The organism is Williamsia serinedens, assembly GCF_024171725.1.
GTDB classification, from domain to species: Bacteria; Actinomycetota; Actinomycetes; order Mycobacteriales; family Mycobacteriaceae; genus Williamsia_A; species Williamsia_A serinedens.
Map to the genome: position 1 here is coordinate 1 of NZ_JAMTCG010000015.1, position 2466 is coordinate 2466.

The following is a 2466-nucleotide window of genomic DNA, read 5'->3' on the forward strand; positions in this document are numbered from 1 at the left end:
TAAGCCGCATCTCGTCCGGTGTGAGGTTCTTCAGTCGGCATCGCACGGTGTGCACATCAACGTCCAACACCTCGGCCAGCTCGGCCTCTTGATCCGACCAGCGCAGCCCGTCGATCAGCTGCTCCAGTCCGATTAAGTCACGTGACGCAAGATCATCGACTGTGCGCTCTTCGCGTTCGGTGATCCACGGCGGCACCTCGCCACGCCTGACATGCCACACCTCGTGGGTGAGGACGGATCGTCTGCCGGCGCGGTCGAGCGTGCTGCACAGCCAGATGCGGTCACCCCGCCACAGTCCCGCCACGCCCCGCGGTAGGCGGTGGCTGGTGTCGATGATGACGTGCGGCAGGTGCACCGCCGCGAACCTCCACGGGTTCCAGTGCTCAATCCCCATGACGCAGAACATACGAACAGCGTCCGACAGAAATCGCCCTGACCAGCAATGACACTGGTGTAATTCGTGTCAGTCGATCGGGGGATCTTCGTCCTCGTGGTCGCTGGGCTTGTCCCGTCGGGACGCCGCGTCAGCTTCGTCCACTGATGGCGGAGGGCCGGCGTTGCCCCATTCAGGGCGACGGACTTGATCCGGTCGTTTCAAGTCACGGACGTTGTCGCGGCCCGTGGCCGCACGGTTCTTCTTGTTGTCCGGGGCGCTCGGTGTTCCCGATTTCTGCGCATCTTCCACGTCATCACGTACTCCCTCGTTGATCCCCATCCGCCGGCCGATCTCGGCCAGTAAATCCTCGTTCGACAAATCACCCGCGCTCATTGCGATCTCTACGACCGCAGCTGCCGCCTCCCCCGCGTGTAGATGCCCCGATGCGATCAGCGCCTCTACAGGAGGCCTGCCAAACACACGAGCCAACTTCACTACCGATTCGGCGCTCGGTTGCCCTTTGCCGTTCCGCCAGCGCGACACGTTGCCCGCATCCACCTCGGCGGCCCGGGAAATGGCGATCCCAGTCGCGTTGTCGGTGATCCGCATCAGGTAGTCCCAGAACGTCTCAGCCACGGGGGAAGCGTATTGCAGCAACGCACCCCATCGACGCACCTGAACGGTGGTTGCGCCCGCGCAAGGCTAGTGGTCAACGAATTACACGCACCGTATTCAGCACGTCAGAACCCCTAAGCGCTTGCGCAAGCGCCCAGTTATGGAATCGTGACCTGGCAACATTGCGTACACACCATGCCGTGCGTACATTCATTGGTGTTACCGCAAGACAGCAGGTCAAGCGGCACAACTAGGAGGTGAGTGGTGTTGGCGACGCTGAGCTTGAACACCGATGGCCTTGCCAAGATCCGGCGCCTCACGGGCACCACCAAGGACTACGAGTTCGCCCAGAAGATCCAGGTCGACCCCGGCACCGTGTCGCGCGTCCTGTCCGGCAAGGCCGGCCCTGGCCCACGGTTCATCGCGGGGTGCGTGGAGGCGTTCGGCGCGGACTGCTTCACCGACCTCTTTGACGTGGTGAGCGATGGCCTCGGCGGCGAAACCGCCGCATAAGAAAGCCGCCCTCGCGCTGTCACGCGGGGCGGCCCGGCACTAAGAGACAAGGACTCTGAATGCACGACCAGAATAACCTGCCGCAGCACAGCGGCACGTCACCGTTCGACGCAATCAGGCGTGTGACCCCCGAGGGCCGCGAATACTGGTCCGCTCGCGAACTGATGCCCATGCTGGGGTACGAGGAGTGGCGCAAGTTTGCCGGCGCCATCGACCGCGCCCGCATCTCGGCCAGCAACGCTGGTCATACACCGTCGGACCATTTTGTCGGCGCCGCCAAGATGGTCGAGACCGGCAGCAACGCCGTCCGTCGCATCGACGACCGACACCTGTCGCGCTTCGCGTGCTACCTCGTCGCGCAGAACGGCGACCCGCGCAAGCCGGCGATTGCTGATGCGCAGTCGTACTTCGCTATTAAGACCCGCCAAGCCGAAGTGGCCGCGCAGGAACGTCCGACCTTCCTCATCCCGAAGACGTACGCCGGCGCCCTGCGCGCCGCAGCCGAGCAGGCTGAGCGCGCCGAACTGGCTGAGCAGCAGAACAAGGCGCTGACGGCACGCATCGAGAAGGATGCGCCGCTGGTTGCTAAGGCCGAGTCGCACAGCAACGCCGACAACGCCTCGATCAACAGGCAGGCGTTCGCACGCGAGGTTCAGCAGTGGGGCCTGCTGCAGGGCGTGAAGGTTCTGCAGGAGCACGTCTACGAGGTGCTGCGACAGCACGGCATGTTGGTCGCCGGCAACCGGTCGGACCGCAACCACGCCACAGCCCAGGCGGTGAAAGCGGGGTGGGCGTGGACGAAGAAGGACACCACCCCCGAGGGGTACGCGACCGCAACCACGTACATCCGTGCCAAAGGTCAGGACCTGGCGTGGAAGTGGATCACTGACCACGTTCGCGAGTTCGGCGACCTGCGTCCGCGGGGTGTGGCGTGAAGGACACCGTCAAGCAGTTGTGGCGGG

Annotated in this window: 4 protein-coding genes; 2 read left to right on the forward strand and 2 right to left on the reverse strand. The window is 64.2% G+C overall.

The window, feature by feature from the left end; all coding sequences use genetic code 11:
- Window positions 1–394: hypothetical protein (locus LX12_RS21575; protein ID WP_253656677.1), on the reverse strand; the 394-nt coding region annotated here is incomplete at its 3' end.
- Window positions 395–463: 69 nt separating this feature from the next.
- Window positions 464–1012: a helix-turn-helix domain-containing protein gene (locus LX12_RS21580; RefSeq protein WP_253656678.1), complete on the reverse strand. Its 549-nt coding sequence runs from the start codon at window positions 1010–1012 to the stop codon at window positions 464–466.
- A 243-nt stretch (window positions 1013–1255) separates the two neighbouring features.
- On the opposite strand from LX12_RS21580, the gene LX12_RS21585 reads away from it, so the two are divergent.
- Both LX12_RS21585 and LX12_RS21590 read left to right on the forward strand, forming a co-directional pair.
- Entirely contained in the window at window positions 1256–1504 is a 249-nt protein-coding gene (locus LX12_RS21585) for a helix-turn-helix domain-containing protein (RefSeq protein WP_253656679.1), read from the forward strand.
- Window positions 1505–1563: 59 nt separating this feature from the next.
- Window positions 1564–2439 carry a phage antirepressor KilAC domain-containing protein gene (locus tag LX12_RS21590; protein WP_253656680.1) on the forward strand — a complete coding sequence of 292 codons (876 nt, stop codon included), beginning with the start codon at window positions 1564–1566 and terminating at the stop codon, window positions 2437–2439.
- Window positions 2440–2466: the final 27 nt, after the last annotated feature.